The sequence below is a fragment of the Tepidicella xavieri genome, assembly GCF_004363315.1.
GTDB classification, from domain to species: Bacteria; Pseudomonadota; Gammaproteobacteria; order Burkholderiales; family Burkholderiaceae_C; genus Tepidicella; species Tepidicella xavieri.
Genome location: NZ_SNYL01000005.1, coordinates 120,728 through 136,844 on the forward strand (window position 1 = coordinate 120,728; position 16,117 = coordinate 136,844).

The 16,117-nt window shown below is 66.9% G+C and carries 18 protein-coding genes; 9 read left to right on the forward strand and 9 right to left on the reverse strand.

Annotated features, from left to right (window positions below; genetic code table 11):
• Positions 1-9 precede the first annotated feature (9 nt).
• From DFR43_RS05865 to DFR43_RS05905, 9 genes are all read left to right on the forward strand, one after another.
• A complete protein-coding gene (locus DFR43_RS05865; RefSeq protein WP_133596603.1) occupies positions 10-291 on the forward strand; it encodes a helix-turn-helix domain-containing protein in 282 nt (93 codons plus the stop codon).
• 35 nt (positions 292-326) lie between these two features.
• Positions 327-896: an Hsp20/alpha crystallin family protein gene (locus DFR43_RS05870; protein ID WP_133596605.1), complete on the forward strand. Its 570-nt coding sequence runs from the start codon at positions 327-329 to the stop codon at positions 894-896.
• A gap of 92 nt (positions 897-988) precedes the next feature.
• Entirely contained in the window at positions 989-3,838 is a 2,850-nt protein-coding gene (gene clpK, locus DFR43_RS05875; RefSeq protein WP_133596607.1) for a heat shock survival AAA family ATPase ClpK, read from the forward strand.
• 17 nt (positions 3,839-3,855) lie between these two features.
• Positions 3,856-5,286, forward strand: coding sequence for a cardiolipin synthase (cls, locus tag DFR43_RS05880; RefSeq protein WP_133596609.1), 1,431 nt, complete (start codon positions 3,856-3,858; stop codon positions 5,284-5,286).
• Positions 5,287-5,313: 27 nt separating this feature from the next.
• A complete protein-coding gene (gene ftsH, locus DFR43_RS05885; protein WP_133596611.1) occupies positions 5,314-7,200 on the forward strand; it encodes an ATP-dependent zinc metalloprotease FtsH in 1,887 nt (628 codons plus the stop codon).
• Positions 7,193-7,633: a thioredoxin TrxC gene (gene trxC, locus DFR43_RS05890; RefSeq protein ID WP_133596613.1), complete on the forward strand. Its 441-nt coding sequence runs from the start codon at positions 7,193-7,195 to the stop codon at positions 7,631-7,633. The genes ftsH and trxC overlap by 8 nt, the downstream gene beginning before the upstream one ends.
• 75 nt (positions 7,634-7,708) lie before the next feature.
• On the forward strand, positions 7,709-8,209 hold the full coding sequence (locus DFR43_RS05895; RefSeq protein ID WP_133596615.1) for a phosphate-starvation-inducible PsiE family protein: 501 nt from the start codon (positions 7,709-7,711) through the stop codon (positions 8,207-8,209).
• Positions 8,187-9,152 (forward strand): zinc metalloprotease HtpX, encoded by a 966-nt coding sequence (locus tag DFR43_RS05900; protein WP_133596617.1) that lies wholly within the window; start codon positions 8,187-8,189, stop codon positions 9,150-9,152. The genes DFR43_RS05895 and DFR43_RS05900 overlap by 23 nt, the downstream gene beginning before the upstream one ends.
• Before the next feature lie 24 nt (positions 9,153-9,176).
• The gene (locus tag DFR43_RS05905; RefSeq protein WP_133596619.1) at positions 9,177-10,328 is read left to right on the forward strand and encodes a S1C family serine protease; all 1,152 of its coding nucleotides are present in this window, start codon (positions 9,177-9,179) and stop codon (positions 10,326-10,328) included.
• A gap of 18 nt (positions 10,329-10,346) precedes the next feature.
• Here DFR43_RS05905 and DFR43_RS05910 read toward each other — a convergent pair whose 3' ends face one another.
• From DFR43_RS05910 to DFR43_RS05950, 9 genes are all read right to left on the reverse strand, one after another.
• The gene (locus DFR43_RS05910; RefSeq protein WP_133596621.1) at positions 10,347-10,814 is read right to left on the reverse strand and encodes a lysozyme; all 468 of its coding nucleotides are present in this window, start codon (positions 10,812-10,814) and stop codon (positions 10,347-10,349) included.
• Positions 10,811-11,287 (reverse strand): hypothetical protein, encoded by a 477-nt coding sequence (locus tag DFR43_RS05915; protein WP_133596624.1) that lies wholly within the window; start codon positions 11,285-11,287, stop codon positions 10,811-10,813. Before DFR43_RS05915 ends, DFR43_RS05910 begins: the two co-directional genes overlap by 4 nt.
• Complete coding sequence (locus tag DFR43_RS05920; protein WP_133596626.1) at positions 11,284-11,586, reverse strand: DUF6127 family protein; 303 nt, start codon at positions 11,584-11,586, stop codon at positions 11,284-11,286. The genes DFR43_RS05915 and DFR43_RS05920 overlap by 4 nt, the downstream gene beginning before the upstream one ends.
• A gap of 68 nt (positions 11,587-11,654) precedes the next feature.
• Positions 11,655-12,005: a DUF2793 domain-containing protein gene (locus DFR43_RS05925; protein ID WP_133596628.1), complete on the reverse strand. Its 351-nt coding sequence runs from the start codon at positions 12,003-12,005 to the stop codon at positions 11,655-11,657.
• A gap of 12 nt (positions 12,006-12,017) precedes the next feature.
• Positions 12,018-12,608: a glycosyltransferase family protein gene (locus tag DFR43_RS05930; protein ID WP_133596630.1), complete on the reverse strand. Its 591-nt coding sequence runs from the start codon at positions 12,606-12,608 to the stop codon at positions 12,018-12,020.
• The gene (locus tag DFR43_RS05935; RefSeq protein WP_133596632.1) at positions 12,608-14,881 is read right to left on the reverse strand and encodes a phage tail protein; all 2,274 of its coding nucleotides are present in this window, start codon (positions 14,879-14,881) and stop codon (positions 12,608-12,610) included. The genes DFR43_RS05930 and DFR43_RS05935 overlap by 1 nt, the downstream gene beginning before the upstream one ends.
• Positions 14,881-15,090, reverse strand: a complete 210-nt coding sequence (locus DFR43_RS05940) for a hypothetical protein (protein WP_133596634.1) — start codon at positions 15,088-15,090, stop codon at positions 14,881-14,883. The genes DFR43_RS05935 and DFR43_RS05940 overlap by 1 nt, the downstream gene beginning before the upstream one ends.
• A complete protein-coding gene (locus DFR43_RS05945; protein WP_062196822.1) occupies positions 15,087-15,314 on the reverse strand; it encodes a hypothetical protein in 228 nt (75 codons plus the stop codon). The genes DFR43_RS05940 and DFR43_RS05945 overlap by 4 nt, the downstream gene beginning before the upstream one ends.
• Before the next feature lie 16 nt (positions 15,315-15,330).
• On the reverse strand, positions 15,331-16,116 hold the full coding sequence (locus DFR43_RS05950) for a phage BR0599 family protein (protein ID WP_133596636.1): 786 nt from the start codon (positions 16,114-16,116) through the stop codon (positions 15,331-15,333).
• Position 16,117 lies beyond the last annotated feature (1 nt).

Here is a 16,117-nt window from a genome sequence, read left to right on the forward strand (position 1 = left end):
GGGGGTGGTATGACAGCGCGCCAGCAGGCGATCTTCACACTCGACGAGTTGGCTGCCTACTTGAAAGTCGGCAAGCGGACGCTCTACCGGCTCGCCGCGCACGGGGAAATTCCAGCCTTCAAGGTCGGCGGGACGTGGCGGTTTCGTCAAAGTGAAATCGATCAATGGATCAATGATCAGATCCAAGCAGGCAGAAAGAAGGAGGTGATACGCACAGATGAGCAGCCAAAGTCAGCGGAACACTCCGTGTCGTCTGGGCGCGCTGTCCGTCGCCGCAGGCAAATGAAGTGAGCGAGAGTCTTCAATTTTTCTTCTGGAGGTGTGACATGGACATTGATTTCAAGAAGTTGGCTCCCTGGAACTGGTTCAAAAAGGAGCAGGAAGAACAACAGAGCACTGCCTCGCTGCCGGTGCAGCGCAATGACCTGCCGGTGGCGGGTGGGCCGGTCAGCCCCCTCCTGCAATTGCATCGCGAGATCGATCGCCTGTTCGACGACGCGTTTCGAGGCTTCGGTTTCCCGGCGCTGGCCATGCCACGCTGGCCGTCGGAGTGGCCGGGCTTGCTGAAACCGGCGCTGGACATCCAGGAGACCGACAAGCAGTACAAGATCGCCCTGGAACTGCCCGGCGTCGAGGAAAAAGACATCCAGATCACGCTCGACAACGACGTGCTGCTGGTGCGCGGTGAAAAGCGTCAGGAGCAGGAAACGAAAGACGGTGGTTTCCACCGGGTGGAGCGCTCCTACGGCAGCTTTCAGCGCGCTCTGAACCTGCCGGCCGATGCCAACCAGGACACGATCAAGGCCGCTTTCAAGAACGGCGTGCTCACGATCACGATGGAAAAGCGCGAGGCCAGTACGCCCAAGCAGGGGCGCTCGATCCCGATCAACGGCTGACGCAGGGCAGCGCGTTTTTCTCAAAAACCACAAGAGATGAGGCACCGTGATCTGCGGTGCCTCGCCCAGTTAACCCTCTCAGGAGCATCAGCATGGCCAGAAAACAATGCCAAGTCTGCGGCCAGCCCGCCACGGTGCGGGTGGAAACCAATCTCAATGGTCGCCACAGCACCATGCTGTTGTGTGACGGTCACTATCGCCAACTGGTGCGCCAGCAAAAGCGCACCGTCTCACCGCTGGAAGCCTTGTTCGGCTTGCGCAGCGGGCTGTTCGAAGACTTCCTTGGCAGCGACTTCTTCCGCATCGGTGACGACGCACCGTCCATGGCGGCCGATACCGACGAGGTCGTCGATGCCTCGTTCGGCGAACCCGCCCCGGCCGGTACGGGCACCTCGCGCCGTCGCGGCAGTGGGCTCGCCAGCCGTATCAGCGAACAGTCCGAGGCCCTATTGCAGGAGGCCGCCCGACACGCTGCAGAGTTCGGGCGCGCCGAAGTCGATACCGAACACCTGCTGCTGGCGCTATCCGACAGCGACGTGGTCAAGACCATCCTGGGGCAGTTCAAGATCAAGGTCGATGACCTCAAGCGCCAGATCGAATCCGAAGCCAAGCGCGGCGACAAGCCGTTCGAGGGCGAGATCGGCGTGTCGCCCCGGGTCAAGGACGCGCTCAGCCGTGCTTTCGTGGCCTCCAACGAACTCGGCCACTCTTATGTCGGGCCGGAGCATTTCCTGATCGGGCTCGCCGAGGAAGGCGAAGGTTTGGCGGCCAACCTGCTGCGCCGTTACGGCCTCACGCCGCAAGCGCTGCGCCAGCAGGTAAGCAAGGTGGTCGGCAAAGGGGCCGAGGATGGCCGCGCCTCGACGCCGACCAACACGCCGGAACTCGACAAGTATTCGCGCGACCTCACCAAGATGGCGCGCGAGGGCAAGCTCGATCCGGTCATCGGCCGCGCGCAGGAGATCGAGACGACCATCGAAGTGCTGGCCCGGCGCAAGAAGAACAACCCGGTGCTGATCGGCGAGCCCGGCGTCGGCAAGACCGCCATCGTCGAAGGGCTGGCGCAGCGCATGGTCGCCGGCGAAGTGCCCGAGACGCTGCGCGACAAGCGTCTGGTCGAACTCAACATCAACGCCATGGTGGCCGGCGCCAAGTACCGCGGCGAGTTCGAGGAGCGCGTGCAGAAGGTTCTCAAGGAAGTGACCGAGCACCAGGGCGAGCTGATTCTCTTCATCGACGAGGTGCACACCATCGTCGGTGCAGGCCAGGGTGGCGGCGAAGGCGGGCTGGACGTGGCCAACGTGTTCAAGCCGATGATGGCGCGCGGCGAACTGAACCTGATCGGAGCCACCACGCTCAACGAGTATCAGAAGTACATCGAGAAGGACGCCGCGCTGGAGCGTCGCTTCCAGCCGGTGATGGTGCCCGAGCCGACGGTAGCGCAGACCATGATGATCCTGCGCGGCCTGCGCGACACCTTCGAGGCGCACCACAAGGTCAGCATCACCGAGGATGCGATCATCGCCGCCGCCGAGTTGTCGGACCGCTACATCACCGCGCGCTTTTTGCCTGACAAGGCCATCGACCTGCTCGACCAGGCGGCCGCACGCGTGAAGCTGTCGGCCACGGCGCGCCCGGTGGCGGTGCAAGAGCTGGAGTCCGAACTGCACCAGCTGCGGCGTGAGCAGGACTATGTGGCGGCACGCAAGCAGTACGACAAGGCTGCTGAACTTGGCAAGCGCATCGAGGCCAAGGAAGCCGAACTCAAGAAGCTCGTCGAGGAATGGGAACGCGAGCGCGCCTCGGGCAGCGCCGAAGTCAAGGCCGAGCATGTCGCGCAGATCGTCTCGCGCCTGACCGGCATTCCGGTCAACGAGCTGACGGTGGAAGAACGCGAGAAGCTGCTGCATCTGGAGCAGCGGCTGCACGAGCGCCTGGTGGGCCAGGACGAAGCGGTGCGCGCGGTGGCCGATGCCGTGCGGTTGTCGCGCGCGGGCCTGCGCGAAGGCAGCAAGCCGGTGGCGACTTTTCTGTTCCTCGGGCCGACCGGCGTGGGCAAGACCGAGCTCGCCAAGGCGCTGGCCGAGTCCATCTATGGCGATGAAGGTGCGCTGCTGCGCATCGACATGTCCGAGTACGGGGAACGCCATACCGTGGCACGCCTGGTGGGCGCGCCTCCGGGTTATGTGGGCTATGACGAGGGCGGCCAGCTCACCGAGAAGGTGCGTCGCAAGCCCTACAGCGTGTTGCTGCTGGACGAGATCGAGAAGGCTCACCCCGACGTCTACAACATCCTGCTGCAGGTGTTCGACGACGGGCGGCTCACCGACGGCAAGGGCCGGGTGGTGGATTTCACCAATACCATCATCATCGCCACCTCGAACTTGGGCTCGGACATCATCCAGCGTCGGCTGAAGGCCCGTGGCGCCGCCGGCGAGGAATACGAGAAGACCAAGGCAGAGGTGATGGACGTGCTGCGCGGACACTTCCGCCCCGAGTTCCTCAACCGCATCGACGAGATCATCGTCTTCCATGCGCTGGGCAAGGAGGAGATCCGCCATATCGTCGGCCTGCAGCTCGATCGTGTGGCCCGCAACGCCGCCAGCCAGGGCGTGACGCTGACCTTCGATCAGACCTTGATCGATCACTTCGCGGAGGAAGGCTACAAGCCGGAATTCGGCGCGCGTGAGCTCAAGCGGCTGATCCGCAGCGAGCTGGAAACCGCACTGGCGCGCGAGATGCTCGGTGGCGGCATCGGCAAGGGCGATCACGCCAGCGCCCGCTGGGACGACAAGGCCGAACGGGTGGTTTTCGAGCGCAAGGAGCCACCAGTGAAGCCGGTCGAGCCTGAAAAGCCTGATGCCGCGAAAGTGGCCGAGGCGCCGTCGAGCGACGAAAGCAAGGCGACGCGCAAGAAAAAGCCGGCGGGCGGCGAATCTTGAGTCATGGGGAGGCTGTCGTGTCCGACCCCAACGGGCTGACATGGGCAGCCACCCTCGTGTCGCTGGCGGTCGCTATCCCCACAGCGGGGCACGCGGTCATCTACAAGCGTGACCCTCGATCGGCCACGCTGTGGGTGCTGCTGATCGCGCTGTTGCCGCTGGGCGGTTCGCTGCTGTATGGGCTGTTCGGCATCAACCGTTACCAGCGGCGGGCGCGGCGGCTGTTTCCGGGGCTGGGTCCTGCAGTTCGGCAAGATTTCTCACCCACGGTGCCCGAGGCCGTATCGCCGCCGCTTGCCGGCCTGGCGCACCTGGTGGGACGCGCCACCGGCCAGTCGCTGACCAGCGGCAACCGCATCGAGCCGCTTGTCGATGGCGAGCAGGCCTACCCGGCCATGCTCGCTGCCATCGAGTCGGCGCGGCACAGCGTCGCGCTGGCTTCGTACATCTTCGACAGCCAAGGCATCGGGGTGCAGTTCGTCGATGCGCTGCGCCGGGCTCATGAGCGCGGCGTGCAAGTGCGGGTGCTGATCGACGACGTCTATGCCCGCTGGAGGCTCCGCAGCGCCTACCGCGCCTTGCAACGCGCCGGTGTTCCGGCGGCGGCGTTCAACCCGACGTTGATTCCCGCGCGCCTGCATGCCGCGCATCTGCGCAATCACCGCAAGCTGCTGGTGATCGATGGCGAGACGGGTTTCACCGGCGGCATGAACATCTTCAGCCCGTATTGGCGGCCCGATGCGCCGGAGCAGGCCTGTCACGATTTGCACTTTCGTCTGCGCGGGCCGGTGGTTGCGCATCTGATGCGGTGCTTCACCGACGATTGGTGCGATACCACGGGCGAGCGGCTCAGCAAGGGTTTCTGGGGCGAACCGCCCGCAACGGCTGATGAGCAAGGAACCTCTTGGGCGCGCGGCATCGAGGCCGGTCCCGATGAGGCCCTGGACAGGATGCGCTGGACCTTCATGGGCGCTTTGAGCGCGGCGAAGCATTCGGTGCGCATCTGGACACCTTACTTCGTGCCCGATCAGCCGATGATCGCAGCGCTGAGCACGGCCGCGTTGCGCGGCGTGCGCGTCGAGGTGCTGACGCCCGCAAACGGCGACCATCCCACGGTGCAATGGGCCGCGCGCGCCCACTACTGGCAGGTGCTGGAGCACGGTGTGCGCATCTTCGAACGGCCTGGCCCGTTCGACCACAGCAAGCTGATGCTGATAGACGGCCAGTGGTGCTGCCTGGGTTCGGCCAATTGGGATGCGCGCAGCCTGCGCCTCAACTTCGAGTTTAATGTGGAGGTGTACGACACCGCGCTGTCTACGCGGCTGGAATCCCTTTTTGATGCCGCCCGTGATGCGTCGAACGAGATATCGGCCATGGCGTTGCGCGCCCGCCCGCTGGCCATCCGCTTGCGCGACGGGGTGGCCCGTCTGTTCACCCCCATTCTCTAGCGACACGACTTGCGAGGAACATTGCTCATGGAAAAGAAAGATCAATGGAACATCGGCTACTGGATCGTCGCCGGCCTGTTGCTGCTGACGCTGCAGAACTACTGGCAGGCGGCCAAGACCGTCGAGCCCGTGCCCTACAGCGAATTCGAGAAGGCGCTGGCCGAGGGGCGCATCGCCGAAGTGCTGGTGTCGGACCGCACGGTCACCGGGCGCCTGAAATCGCCGGACAGCCAGGGCAAGACCACCATCGTGGCCACTCGCGTCGAACCCGACCTGGCCGAGCGGCTGTCCAAGTACGACGTGCCTTACGCGCGGGTGGTGGAAAGCACCTGGCTGCGTGATGTGCTCTCCTGGATTCTGCCGGCGGTGGCCTTCTTCGGCGTCTGGTTCTTCCTGTTCCGCCGCTTCGCCGAGAAGCAGGGCATGGGCGGCTTCCTGAGCATCGGCAAGAGCCGTGCCAAGGTGTTCATGGAGAAGAACACCGGCGTGACCTTTGCCGATGTCGCTGGCGTCGATGAAGCCAAGGCGGAGTTGGTCGAGATCGTCGATTTCCTCAAGAATCCGCAGGAGTATGGACGGCTCGGGGCGCGCATCCCGAAAGGTGTGTTGCTGGTTGGCCCGCCCGGCACGGGCAAGACCCTGCTGGCCAAGGCCGTGGCGGGCGAGGCCGGGGTACCGTTCTTCTCTATCTCCGGCTCGGAGTTCGTCGAGATGTTCGTCGGCGTGGGTGCAGCGCGCGTGCGCGACCTGTTCGAGCAGGCCCGCAGGCAGGCGCCGGCCATCATCTTCATCGACGAGCTCGATGCGCTGGGCCGCGCGCGCGGCGTCGGCGGCCCCATCGGCGGCCACGACGAGCGTGAGCAGACGCTCAACCAGCTGCTCACCGAGATGGACGGCTTCGACAGCTCGGTCGGGCTGATCATCCTCGCCGCCACCAACCGCCCCGAAATCCTCGACCAGGCGCTGCTGCGCGCCGGTCGCTTCGACCGTCAGGTGCTGGTGGACCGGCCCGACAAGAAGGGACGGCTGGACATCCTGAAAGTCCACGTCAAGAAGGTGACGCTGGCTCAGGATATCGATCTCGAACAGGTGGCTGCGCTGACCACGGGCTTTTCGGGTGCAGACCTCGCGAACCTGGTCAACGAGGCCGCGCTGGCCGCGACCCGGCGCAAAGCGTCCGCCGTGGAGTTGCAGGATTTCACCGCCGCCATCGAGCGCATCGTGGCGGGCCTGGAGAAGAAGAACCGAGTGCTCAATCCCAAGGAGCGGGAAACCGTGGCCTATCACGAGATGGGGCATGCGCTGGTGGCGCTGGCGCTGCCCGGCACCGATCCGGTACACAAGATTTCAATCGTTCCGCGTGGCATCGGTGCACTCGGCTACACCCTGCAGCGGCCCACCGAAGACCGATTTCTGATGACACGTGCCGACCTGGAGCACAAGATCGCCGTGCTCCTGGGAGGGCGCGCGGCTGAGAAGCTCGTGTTTGGCGAGCTGTCCACAGGGGCTTCAGACGATCTCGCGCGGGCCACCGACATCGCCCGCGACATGATTACGCGCTACGGCATGGATGAGGGCTTGGGGTACGTTGCTTTTGAGGCACAGAGGCCGCGTTTTCTTGATGCGCCTGAACTGGTACAGGGTGGCTGCCGGGTAGCCGAATCGACTCAGACACGCATCGACCAAGCCATCCGTGACATCGTGATGGGTGTGTTTGATCGTGCATACCGAATTCTCGAAATCAACCGAGAAGTGCTGGAGCGGTGCGCGCGCGAACTGCTCGCACGGGAAACGCTGGATGAATACAGCATCCGGCAACTGACGCAAGGGCTACAGCTCGAATCCCCATGTCACAGCGGCCCAACTGCCGGAGCCATTACTTCCTCTGTGTCCCAGGAGCCACCTCATGAGTGACAGCATGCATATCGTCTGCCCACACTGCCAATCCATCAATCGCGTGCCAGCCAACAAGTTGGCAGAGAAGCCCAATTGCGGGCGGTGCCAGCACCCGCTGTTCACCGGAGAACCCATTGATCTGACCACAGCGACCTTCGCCCGTCATCTGGAGCGCAGTGACCTGCCGCTGCTGGTTGACTTTTGGGCGCCGTGGTGCGGACCGTGCAAGATGATGGCGCCGCAGTTCGAGCAGGCAGCCTCCCTGCTTGAACCCAAGGTGAGGTTGGCCAAGGTAAATACCGAGGCCGAGCCTCACCTGGCCGCCCAGTTCGGTATTCGCAGCATTCCAACCCTGATTTTGTTCCGAGGGGGACATGAGGTTGCACGTCAGGCGGGCGCCATGGGCGCGCAGGACATTATGCGCTGGGTGGCTTCGCAATTGCCCCGATGATTCAGGTGCAATCGAGTCGTCTTCTCGGACTCCCCGTTCCATTAACGTTTCATTGAAAGAGGGAGCGCAACGCTTATGCATAAAGAATCTGGCCACACGGCCCTTGACGAGATGCGCTCCCAGTGGCGGTTGATGACAGTTTACGAGCGCTTCGAGCAGGTCGTCGCCCTCGTTCTGTCGGCGGTAATTGCCGTCATCATCGTGGTGTCGCTGTTCCAGCTCATCGCCATCGTCTTCACGCTGCTGGTCCTCGATGCCTTCAATCCCCTGGATTACAAGGTATTCCAGAGTGTGTTCGGCATGATCATGACGCTCTTGATCGCGATGGAGTTCAAGCATTCCATCGTGCGCGTGGCGGCGCGTCGGGACAGCATCATCCAGGTCAAGACCGTGATCCTCATCGGCCTGATCGCGCTGGCGCGCAAGTTCGTGGTCCTCGACCCCGACACGAGTCCCGCCAAAATCGCCGCGCTTGCAGGAGCCACACTGGCGCTCGGTGCCACTTACTGGCTGATGCGCGAGCGCGACGACCGCGCCGCCGAGACATCTGAGCATGACCCGTCATCATCCCAGTGACCCGCGCGCGGCGTTGTTGCAACACCGCTGGCTCAACCGCCTGCAGACCGGGCTGTTGGTCCTGACCCTGGTCGGGATCGCAGCCGCCGCAGGAAGCCTGCTGTTCGGGGAAAGCGGCCTGTGGCTCGCGCTGTTTGCAGTTGCAGGCACGTTGTTGCTGGAACCGGCAGCCGCATCCGCCTTGACCTTGCGCCTGTACCGCGCACGGGCTTTGCACCCGCACGAAGCCCCCGAGATTTGGGCCCTGTTGCGCGAGCTGTCCGCCCGTGCCGGTTTGCCCGCCACGCCGGTGCCGCACTACGTGCCCAGTGCCGTCGTCAACGCCTTCGCCACCGGCTCGAAGCAGCATGCATCGATCGCCCTCACCGATGGCCTGCTGCGCAGCCTGAGCCCACGCGAGCTCGCGGGTGTGCTCGCGCACGAGGTCGCGCACATCGCCAATGAGGATCTGCGTGTCATGGGGCTGGCGGATTCCGTCAGTCGCCTCACGAGCCTGCTGGCTATGGTCGGACAGATCGCTATTGTGTTCAGCTTGCCCGCACTGCTGGCCGGCGCGGTGGCGGTCAATTGGCCTGGTCTATTGTTATTGGCCGCATCGCCCCAGCTGGCCCTGCTCGCACAGCTCGGCTTGTCTCGCGTGCGTGAGTTCGACGCTGACCGCCTCGCGGCGGAACTGACCGGCGACCCGCAAGGGCTGGCGTCCGCGCTGGCGAAGATCGAGCGGGTCAGTCGCTCCTGGCGTGCCTGGCTGTGGCCGGGATGGGGCAATCCCGAGCCTTCCTGGTTGCGCACGCATCCGGCAACGCAAGATCGCATCTCACGCCTGCTGACGTTGGCGCCTGGACCAGCAACAGCCTTGCCGTTTCACGCGCCCCATTTCTTGCCGGAATCCGCTGTGACGCCGCGCCCGCCGCGCTGGCGCCCGAGCGGGCTATGGCGCTGATTGTCTATCAACAGGAGACTTCTCATGGCCTACCCTGACCCGTACCCACGCCCCGCACCGGATCCCTTCATCCGGCGCTGGCTCTTCATCACCGCCTGTATTGCCACGCTCATGCTGCTGTGGCAGTTCCTGCCCGCCATCGAGGCATGGTTCACTCCGCGCGAGGCGGCAGAACGCACCGTGACGGCGCGCGGCGACTTGGCGGCGGACGAAAAGGCCACCATCGAACTGTTCGAAAAATCACGCGCCTCGGTGGTCTACATCACCACCGCGCAGCTGGTGCGCGACGTCTGGACGCGCAATGTCTTCTCCGTGCCCCGTGGCACGGGATCGGGCTTCATTTGGGACGACGCCGGCCATGTCGTCACCAACTTCCACGTCATCCAGGGCGCGTCCGAAGCCACCGTCAAGCTTGCCGACGGCCGCGACTACCAGGCCGCGCTGGTGGGGGCGAGCCCAGCGCACGACATCGCCGTACTCAAGATCGGCGTCGGCTTCAAACGCCCGCCTGCCGTGCCGGTCGGCACCAGCGCCGACCTCAAGGTGGGACAGAAGGTGTTTGCTATCGGCAACCCCTTTGGCCTGGACTGGACGCTCACCACCGGCATCGTCTCCGCGCTCGACCGCTCGTTACCGGGAGAAGCGGGCGGCCCGGCCATCGATCACCTCATCCAGACCGACGCCGCCATCAACCCTGGCAACTCCGGTGGGCCGCTGCTCGATTCGGCAGGAAGGCTCATCGGCATCAACACGGCGATCTATAGCCCCTCCGGCGCCTCGGCCGGGATTGGTTTCGCCGTGCCGGTGGACACCGTCATGCGGGTAGTGCCGCAACTCATCAAGACCGGCAAATACATCCGCCCGGCGCTGGGCATCGAGGTGGACGAACAGCTCAATCAGCGCCTGCTTGCGCTGACGGGAAGCAAGGGCGTGTTCGTGCTGCGTGTCACCCCCGGCTCGGCAGCGCACAAAGCCGGGCTCGCTGGGGTCGAGATTACCCCACAAGGCATCGTGCCCGGCGACCGCATCATCGGTGTTGATGGCAAGGCGACAGACGATGTGGCCAAGCTGCTCGCGCGGCTAGACGACAGGAAGGTCGGCGATGTCGTCGTCTTGTCCGTGGAGCGGGCCGGCAAAACGCGCGAAGTGCGTGTGGAGCTGCAACCGGGGATTTGATCGAGTCGACCCGGCCTATCAGGCGGCGCGGAGCAGGCAAGTCGCCTCGGCCTCCCGCCGCGTGACAAGCCCCGGCAGCACCTTGCCACCGCCAAAGACCCAGCGCCGCAGCTCGGTTGCGGCGCTGGGCCAGTCGCGCTGATTGACTCGCCTCCGTAGCGTCGACGTCTGCAGCCGCCCCGCGCCGAGGTTGAACGTGAAGTCCACGATGGCCGCGAGCCGTTCCTCGGGCTCCGTCGCCAGCACCGGACAGTAGCGCAGTGTGGCGGCGAGCGCGGTTCGCAGATCCTGGGCCAGATAGACCTCGCCCTCGTCCTCGGTAATCGGCGGATGGTCCGGCTTGCAAAGGTGACCGTAGCCGATGGTCCAATACCCTGCCGGGCAAGTATAGGGGTAGGCGCGGCGCTGCGGATCGTGCTTGGGAACACGATGGAAGCCCTCGAAGCGCTTGGCCAGGTCGACCGCGGCCGATGGTACTTCGATCACGTCCGTACCCGGTCGAACACGCGGCCGAGGAACCAGAAGTTCAGCACGCCGGCCCACAGCGCCTGGTCCGCCTCGGTCCAGGCGGCCTGGATGGCCGGAATCCACTCCACACCCGCATCGACCGCGCCGACGAAGGCGGCGGTCTTGGCCGCGCAGTACAGCGTCATGAACCAGTAGGTGATGACCGGCCGCACGCTGCTGGAGAGCGCGTCGGCCCACCGCACACCGGATCGCTGGCCCTGGGCGGCGACGGCCTCGCGCAAGGCCTCGACCGCACCGCTGTTCCAGGCGGCCTCGCTGGCGGCGGCGATCTCGGCCATGCGCTGGGCGCCGCGCAGCTTCTCGAACTCCAGCGCCTTGTCCTGCATGGCGAGTTCATGGCGGCGCTCGCCCTTGCGGTCCAGCCACTTGAGAACCTCGGGCGCCAAGCGGAAGGCTCCGCCCAGGAGGCCGCCGAGTAAGGTCTCGATCATTGGCCACCTCCCATCAGCTTCAGCTTGATGGCGGCTCCGACCAGCAGTGCGGCGAGGATGGCGGTCGTGGCCACCTTGATGGTGGTCTGCCATGCCGTGCGGCGCGCGTCGCGCCAGGCTTCGAGCAGATCGCGCAGTTCGCGGATGTCCCTTGCTGCGTGGCCATTCTCGAGGCCGAGGTGCGCGAGCACCCGCTCGGCTCCGCGCTCGGCGGCGCGGTCGAGCAGGTCGTCGAAGTCCTCGCGGCGCAGGAGCAGCGTGTTCTCCGCGAGGGTGGGCGGCTGGGTCGGTTCGGTCATGGGCTTGTCTCCAAAAACGACAAACCCGCCACGTGGGCGGGTTCGGGGGTGGCGGACGGGGTGCGGGGTCAGATGGGAACGCCGGCGCTCCAGCCGGTGGGCTTGTAGACGGCAAGCCGATCCTCGGCCGCGACGTAGGCCAGCCAGCCGACCTTCGGGGCGTGGTACTCCCAGACACCATTGATCCGCACCGCGATCTGGTCGGTCCTGCCGGCCCAAGCGCCGGTCGCACCGGCCGGCACGATGTAGCGATCGCCCTCGGTGGGGCTGGCGGGCGGCGCGGCCGTAGTGCGGCTCGTCACCGACAGGCCCACGATGGCGCCCAGGCGCTTCAGGTTCGCGTCCATCTCGGTGTGCCAGCCGGACTCGCCCAGCGTCCAGCCGTAGACGAGGCCCAGGTTCGGATCGGTCAATGGCATCAGTTCATCTCCTCACGGTATCGCAAGACTCGGCAGTGACCCCAAAGCCGTGCTGCGCGTGCGGCGGTGGTGCTGGTTCGGGTGCTGCCGCCAGTGGCGGCCGACGAGGGGCAGGTGCAACACGCTGCCCTGCCGGGCCACGAGGCGGGTGAGCAGCCAGTCGGCGCCGGCGTCGAGATCGGCGATGCGTGTCAGCACCGGCTCGACGGCGCTTCGGCGCATCACGATCAGGCCGTGGACGTGGCTGGCCGAGTGGGCGTGCTGGAAGGCGCTGTAGGCCAGCCGCCGCACGCCGAGGGGGCGGCCGTCCTCGTCGATCAGCGCCTCGTCGGTGTAGGCGAGCACCGCCGAGGGGCAGGCCTCGAGCGCATCGGCCAGGGGCGCGAAGGCCGCGGCCTCGTAGCGGTCGTCGGGATCGACGCAGGCCACGAGCGGCAAGGTCCCTCGCGCGAAACCCTCCGCCCGGGACTGCCCCACCCGCCCCGGGAGTCCTGGCAGCAGATGCAGGCGGATCGGCGCGCCGGCGAGGCTCGCGAGGCATTCCTCGCGCCAGTGCCCGGGCTCGTCGAGGGTGAGCAGGTGCACGTCGATGCGCGCGCTCATCACACCCCGCCCCAGTGCTGCCCCCAGCGCAAGCCGTAGCCCGCGCGCTCGACGGTGCGCACCTGTGCCTGCCAACTCACGAGCCCGTCGCGCTCGGCCTCGATCTCGACGGTGACGCGGTTGCCTGCGACGCCGGCGTCCAGGGCGGCGCTGGTCACGTCCCAGGTCCAGGCGTGGCCGGTGAGGCCGGCCTCGGTGCGCACCAGCGCGCCGTCGCGGTCTCTGATGCGCACGGTGTAGGCGGTTCCGGGTTCGGGGCCGATGTCGCCCTCGTCCTGACGCACGAGGTAGGCGGTCTGCTGGGTGCGGTCGCGGTGCGCCCAGGTGAGGGTGAGGTCGCCGGCGACCACGGCGGGCTCGCGCTGGCCGTTGAGCCGCACTCGCCCCGGTGGGTACGGCCGCGCCTGGCGGCCCGCGAGCACGAGGGGCGCACCGTTGGCAGCCAGCACCGCATCCCCTTCGGCGCTGGCCGTGCGCGGGACGGCGGCGACGAACACCGACTCGCCCGGCGCGCGCTCGATGGTCTCTGCGGCCAGCCACTCGCCCACGCCCACCAGTCGCGTGCCGGCCGGATGCATCTGTGGCGTGGTGTCGAGCACCCCGCGGGCGAGATCCACCGTGCCCGCGGTGGCATCGAAGGCGAGGATCGCCACGGCTTCGCGCATCGCACCAAGCGCATCGACCAGGTAGGCGTAGTCGCCGACCGCCAGGCGCTCGGGCTGGGCCAGGGCCGTCACCGGCACGGCCAGCGCATCGGCTTCGCTCGCCGACAGCGCCTGGCCGAGCGTGAGCAAGGGCGCGTAGTCCTCCGGGGCCACTGCCTCGAGCTCACCGCTCGCGGGCCCGGTGGCGAGCTGCCAGTTCAACTGCCCCGAGCTGCCCGCGCAGGCCAAGGCCCCCACGTAGGTGTCGGTGTCGGTGAGGTAGTCGAGATCGGCCCGCGACAGCCGCCGCGCGAGTTCCCAGTACGGCACCTCGACCGCCAGCACCAGGGCCGGCGGCAGCGGTTCGAGCGGCGGCTCTTCGAGGCGCGGCGGGGTGGGGGCGAGCACGGTCTGGCCCATGCCGAAGACGTCCTCCACGGCCTCGATGCGCCATTCGATGGCGCCCAGCGTGCCGGTGTCGATGCCGGTCACGCGCACCACCATGCGCTCGATGCCGAGGCGTGGCCAATGCAGCAGGAACACGTCTCCCGGCAGGGGCGGACGCTCCAGGGCGCCGGGGACGATGGTCAAGGTCATGCGCGCCAGGGGCGAGCCCAGCGCGCGCAGGTCGCGCAGCGCCAGCCGCGCGGCCAGCGGCCCGTGGTTCACGCCCGGATAGTCGCGCCGCTGGTTGATCACGCCGCCTTGCAGCTGGATCGCGGCGAGGTTCTCCACCGTGACGGTGGCTTCCTTGCCGGTGGCCCAGTCGGTGTAGACCACGGTGATCTCGTTGGGCAGTTCCCCCCACTGCGCGCGCTCGAAGCGCTCCACGCGCACGATCTCGTCGGGGCCCAGGAGCGGCAGGCCCTCGATCCAGTAATCGTCGCGCAGGAGCTTGAGCTCGAAGCGGCCCCGTTCGGGGTCGAGGTAGAGGATGCCGCCGACGTGGTCGAGCACCTGGGCGATGAAGGCCTCGATCGGCTGCTGGCGCGTCCAGACCAGGTTCAGGCCGAAGCCTTCGGCTTCGAGCGCCCAGGCCGCGTTCCAGAAGCTTGCGCCGAGGGTGGACGGCGGATAACCCATGCCCCAGTGCGGGTCGGTGAGGCACTGCACCAGGATGTGCGCCGGGTTCATGCCGACGGTGAGAGAGGTGCCGGTGTCGGCATCCCAGGTCCGCACCTCGGCGTTCCAGGGCATCCAGGGTTCGTCGTGCCAGCCCGCCGTGAAGCGCCGCACCCGCACCGCCCAGGGCTTGAGGTAGGGGTTGTTCGCGGCGAACAGGATCTTGCGTGCCACGATCGACAACACCCCGCGAAACGCCGGGATCGCTGCGCCCAGGCGGCTCATCAGGTAGTCGTTGCGGCCTTGCGTCGCATCGCCGCTGAGCACATCCACCTCACCCACCACGCCGCCTTCGCGTTCGTCGCCGCCGAAGAGCGTGGGCTTGTGGATCGAGAGCCGCCCCAGCCCATGGCCGACCGCCAGCGGCGCGCGGCTCGCATCGCCCCAGGCGCTGCGGTCGCCGATCTGGATCTCCTGCACTGCATCCACCGGCCCCTGGCACAGCACCAGGTGCATCCCGATCCGGTAGCGGTAGCCGACGGTCTGCTTCTTGCGGCTACCGCCCATCAGCGCGGCTCCTCATGGCAGGCCTGCGCGACCTCGACCACGCGTGCGGCCATCGCATCCCCGGTGGCGAGCAAGCTCGAGGCGGGAAGCCCCCGGGCGAGGAAGGCCCGGAAGTCCAGGCCCTGGCGCGCGAACCAGGTGCGCGTGCCGTGCACGCACAGCCCCGCGGCGCGCACGTGGGCGATGGTGACGGTCACGTCCTTGCTCATTTCTTGCCGCCCTTCTTCTTGATCGGTTCGGCCTCCAGGTCGCCGTACCACACGACGTTCGCCCCGCGCAGCAGCACCGCGCCGAAGACGACCGGGATCGGTCGGCCCTCCTCGGCCGTGGGCGCGTCGAGGTCGGAGAGTTCGGCGGGTTTGGGAGCGGGCGGCTTGGGCGCCAGCGCCGCCGAGACCAGCGCTGCCACGACGATGACGACCAGGTACCACATGGGAGGATCTGTGCGTTCAGAAGACGCCCGTCGAGAACGGGTTCTTCGTCGGAATGAAGGGGAAGCCGCCGTAGTTGGCGAGGTTGTCGAAGCGCGCGGCGCAGGTGGGCATGCTGTGATCGCAGCCGGCCACGAGGTCGACGAGCGTCTGCGGCGCAAGCCCCACCGGGTAGAGCAGTTCCACGCCCGCGGTCGATTCGCTCACGATCATGTGGCGCGCGCCTGCCGGCGTCTGCAACCAGCCGCCGGCGAGCATGCCGGCCACCTCGGGCGGGAGGCTCGCCAGTTCCACCTGGCGGCCTTCGGAGCGGATCACTTCGGCGCTGGCCGAGATCGGCGTCGCCCCGCACGCGGCCGAATACAGCACGTGCGAGCAGGCGCGGCTGTACAGGCGCCGCAGGCCGATGCGCTTCAAGCTCACCTGGGCGGACTCGCAGCGGATGCGCGCAGAGTCATCGGCCACCTCCACCCCGAGCACGCGGCCCATCCAGCGCGTGCCGGAAAGCCACCAGGCATCACCCCAGGCGTCACGTCGGGCTACATTCAACCGCACCGCGGTCGCCTCGCCGGTGAGGGTCGCTTGCAGCAGATGCCGCACCAGCGCGTGGTTGGGTGGCAGCCTCAACTCCAGCGCTGACTTGGCCGCCTCGGCGCCGAGCGCCAGCGCGCTGCGCTCGAGGGGGCAGCGCTCGTAGCGTTGGCCGCCGATCTCCACGTCGAACTCGTGCGGGGTGAGCCGGAAGGTGGCGCTCGTGCCCTCGAGGGCGTAGAGCTCGACCTCGAACAGGGGGCTCTCGCTCATG